Here is a 3,994-nt window from a genome sequence, read left to right on the forward strand (position 1 = left end):
TGCACGGCGGCGACCACCGGGAACGGGGCCTCGCGCAGGGCCCGTACGACCTGTCCTGTCATGCGGTTGAAGTCCAGCAGCCGACCGGTGTCCATGGCCAGGGTGGCGCCGATGATCTCGTCCACGTCGCCGCCGGAGCAGAAGCCCCGGCCGGCGCCGGCCAGGACGAGCGCGCGGGTGCCGCCGGTGCGGGCCAGTTCGGCGATGAGGTCGCGGAGGTCGGCGTACGCCTCGAAGGTCAGCGCGTTGAGCTTCTCGGGGCGGTCGAGCGTGACGGTGACGACGCCGTCGTCTGCGGTGACCAGCAGGTGCTCCCACTGCTCGGTGCGGCCGGCGGATCCGGTGAACGGGCTCATCGTGCGCGGCCCCTGTCTGCAGACGGTGGCGGGCGGTGGCGGTAAGCCGAAGTTATCACTCGTACGTGACTGTCGTCACGACCGCGCGATACGGGACCGGGCGCACCGGTGCCCCCGCCGGGCCGCTCCGCGGAGCGGCCCGGCGGGGGCGAACGGGCGGGGGCGGACGGGCGGGGGCGGACGGGCGGGCGAACGGGCGGGCGGCGGGGGTCAGCCCAGGGTGGCGACCATGAGCGCCTTGATGGTGTGCATCCGGTTCGCCGCCTCGTCGAAGACGACGGAGTGCTCCGACTCGAAGACCTCGTCGGTGACCTCCAGCGACGTCAGCCCGTGGCGCTCGTGGATCTCCCGGCCCACGGCCGTGCCGAGGTCGTGGAAGGCGGGCAGGCAGTGCAGGAACTTCACGTCCGGGCTGCCGGTGGCGCGCAGCACGTCCGCCGTCACCGCGTACGGGCGCAGCGCCGCGATCCGCTCGTCCCACACCTCCTTGGGCTCCCCCATCGAGACCCACACGTCGGTGGCGACGAAGTCCGCGCCGGCCACCCCTTCCGCGACGTCCGCGGTGAGGGTGATCCGCGCGCCGGAGGCGGCGGCGAGCCGGCGGGCCTCGGCGACGACGGCGTCCGCGGGCCAGTACGCCTCGGGCGCGACGATGCGCACGTCCATGCCGAGCAGGGCGGCGGTGACGAGGTAGGAGTTGCCCATGTTGAAGCGGGCGTCGCCGAGGTAGGCGTAGGCGATCTCCTCGACCGGCCCGGGGCTGTGCTCGGTCATCGTGAGGACGTCGGCGAGCATCTGCGTGGGGTGCCAGTCGTCGGTCAGGCCGTTGTAGACGGGCACGCCCGCGTACGCCGCCAGCTCCTCCACGGCCGCCTGCGCGGCGCCGCGGTACTGGATGGCGTCGTACATCCGCCCCAGCACCCGCGCGGTGTCCTTCACCGACTCCTTGTGCCCGAGCTGCGAGCCGGCCGGGTCCAGGTACGTGGTCGACGCGCCCTGGTCCGCCGCCGCGACCTCGAACGCGGCGCGGGTGCGGGTCGAGGTCTTCTCGAAGACCAGCGCGACGTTCTTCCCGGTCAGCCGGCGCCGCTCGGCGCCCTCGCGCTTCGCCGCCTTCAGCGCGGCGGCCAGCGAGAGGAGGTGACGCAGCTCCTCGGCGGTGTAGTCCAGCTCCTTGACGAAGGTCCGGCCGGTGAGGTCTATCGCCATGGTCCCGCGCTCCTGAGTTTCTATGCGTGCGAACGCATCACTATACAGACCGGTGTCCGGGCACCCGGGCGGGGCTAGACCGGGCCGCGCTCGACGGGGCAGCTCATGCACCGCGGCCCGCCCCGCCCCCGGCCCAGCTCGCTGCCGCGGATCTCGATCACCTCGATGCCCTGCTTGCGCAGGAACGTGTTCGTCGTCGAGTTCCGCTCGTACGCCACCACCACGCCCGGCTCCACCGCCAGCACGTTGCAGCCGTCGTCCCACTGCTCCCGCTCCGCGGCGTGCACGTCCTGCGTCGCCGTCAGCACCCGGATCCCGTCCAGGCCCAGCGCGGCGGCGATGGCGTTGTGCATGTGCTCCGGCGGATGGTCGGTGACCTTCAGGTCGTCGCTGCCCGAGCCGGGCTCGATCGTGTACGAGCGCAGCATGCCCAGGCCCGCGTACTGCGTGAACGTGTCGCCGTCGATCATCGTCATCACCGTGTCGAGGTGCATGAACGCCCGCGCCTTCGGCATGTCCAGCGCGACGATCGTCCGCGCGGACCCCGCCGCGAACAGCCCCCGCGCCAGCAGCTCCACCGCCTGCGGCGTGGTGCGCTCGCTCATGCCGATGAGCACGGCGCCGCTGCCGATGACCAGCACGTCGCCGCCCTCGATGGTCGACGGGTAGTCCTCCTGCCCGCCGGACCAGACGTGGAACCCGCCGGACTGCGGCCCCGCGAACAGCGGGTGGTGCTTGTAGATCGCCTCGAAGTGGACCGTCTCGCGCTGCCGCGCCGGCCAGCGCATCGCGTTGATCGACACCCCGTCGTAGACCCAGCAGGACGTGTCCCGGGTGAACAGGTGGTTCGGCAGCGGGCCGAGGAGGAAGTCGTCCGGGTCCATCACATGGAAGCGCACCGACGCCGGCTCCGCGAACCCGTCCAGGTACTCCCGCTTCGTCATCCCGCCGACGAGCGCCTCCACGAGCGCCGCGGAGTCCAGGGACTCGAACGTGGCGCGGAGCTTCTCGGTGGCGAGCGGCCCGTACTCCTTCTCGTCGAAGACCCGGTCGAGGACCAGCGCCCGCGCCTCGGGGATGTCCAGGCTCTCGGCGAGCAGCTCGCCGAAGAGGTGCACCTGCACGCCGCGGTCGCGCAGCACGTCGGCGAAGCCGTCGTGCTCCTCGCGGGCGCGGCGGACCCACAGCACGTCGTCGAAGAGGAGGGCGTCCTTGTTGCGGGGCGTGAGCCGCTTCAGCTCCATGTCCGGCCGGTGCAGTATCACGCGGCGCAGGCGGCCGGCCTCGGAGTCGACGCGGAATGTGGGCGCTGGCATGGGATCAGACTGCCACGCGCGGCGGCGCGCCGGGCAGAGGCCGTTGCGTTCGAGCGCACTCCAGCTCGTAGGGTCCCCATCGTTGCGAGGACGAGCACCGACGAAGCGAGGAGAGCCGCATGCGCCACCGCGTTCTGGGCGGAACCGGCATGGAGGTCAGCCCGTACTGCCTGGGCACGATGATGTTCGGCTCCGTCGGAAACGGCGATCACGACGACTGCGTCCGGATCACCCATGCCGCACTGGACGCGGGCATCAACTTCGTCGACACGGCCGACATGTACTCGGCCGGGGAGTCGGAGACGATCGTCGGCAAGGCGCTGAAGGGCCGGCGCGACGACGTGGTGCTCGCGACCAAGGTCTACTTCCCCATGGGGGACGGCCCCAACAGGGGCGGCGGTTCGCGGCGCTGGATCGTCCGCGAGGTGGAGGAGAGCCTGCGGCGGCTGCAGACCGACCGGATCGACCTCTACCAGGTCCACCGCCGGGACTACAGCACCGACATCGAGGAGACGCTCTCCGCCCTGACCGACCTCGTCCGGCAGGGCAAGATCAGGGCGTTCGGCTGCTCCACGTTCCCCGCCGACGAGGTCGTCGAGGCCCACCACGTCGCCGACCGGCGGGGGCTCATGCGGTTCCGCACCGAGCAGCCGCCCTACTCCCTGCTGGCCCGCGGCGTGGAACGGCACGTCCTGCCGGTGGTGCAGCGCCTGGGGATGGGGGCGCTGACCTGGAGCCCGCTGGCCTCCGGCTTCCTGACCGGGCGCTACCGCAAGGGGCAGGACCTCGATCTGAGCACCGGCCGGCCCACCCTGAACCCGAACCGCTTCGACCCGTCCTCGCCGCTGACCGCGGCGAAGCTGGAGGCCGTGGAGCAGCTCGTCGACGTGGCCGCGGAGGTGGGGTGCTCGCTGCCCCAGCTGGCGGTCGCCTTCCCGCTCGCCCACCCCGCCGTGACGTCGGTGATCATCGGCCCGCGCACCATGGAGCAGCTGCGGAACACGCTGGCCGGTGCCGCCGTGGCGCTGGACGACGCCGTGCTCGACCGGATCGACGAGATCGTCCCGCCCGGCACCGACGTCTACCCGCCGGACGGGGCCTGGACCCCGCCGT

Annotated in this window: 4 protein-coding genes; 1 reads left to right on the forward strand and 3 read right to left on the reverse strand. The window is 72.2% G+C overall.

What is annotated here, in order from left to right:
• From H5J30_RS20845 to H5J30_RS20855, 3 genes are all read right to left on the reverse strand, one after another.
• Positions 1 to 356: enoyl-CoA hydratase/isomerase family protein (locus H5J30_RS20845; RefSeq protein WP_181788919.1), on the reverse strand; the 356-nt coding region annotated here is incomplete at its 3' end.
• A gap of 210 nt (positions 357 to 566) precedes the next feature.
• Positions 567 to 1,565, reverse strand: a complete 999-nt coding sequence (gene argF, locus H5J30_RS20850) for an ornithine carbamoyltransferase (protein WP_181788920.1) — start codon at positions 1,563 to 1,565, stop codon at positions 567 to 569.
• A 74-nt stretch (positions 1,566 to 1,639) separates the two neighbouring features.
• Complete coding sequence (locus H5J30_RS20855) at positions 1,640 to 2,881, reverse strand: arginine deiminase (protein WP_181788921.1); 1,242 nt, start codon at positions 2,879 to 2,881, stop codon at positions 1,640 to 1,642.
• Positions 2,882 to 3,000: 119 nt separating this feature from the next.
• Here H5J30_RS20855 and H5J30_RS20860 point away from each other — a divergent pair.
• Positions 3,001 to 3,994, forward strand: a 994-nt coding sequence (locus H5J30_RS20860) for an aldo/keto reductase (protein WP_181788922.1), incomplete at its 3' end; no start/stop codon positions are given.

Source organism: Streptomyces phytophilus (assembly GCF_013870535.1).
Lineage (GTDB): Bacteria > Actinomycetota > Actinomycetes > Streptomycetales > Streptomycetaceae > Streptomyces > Streptomyces phytophilus.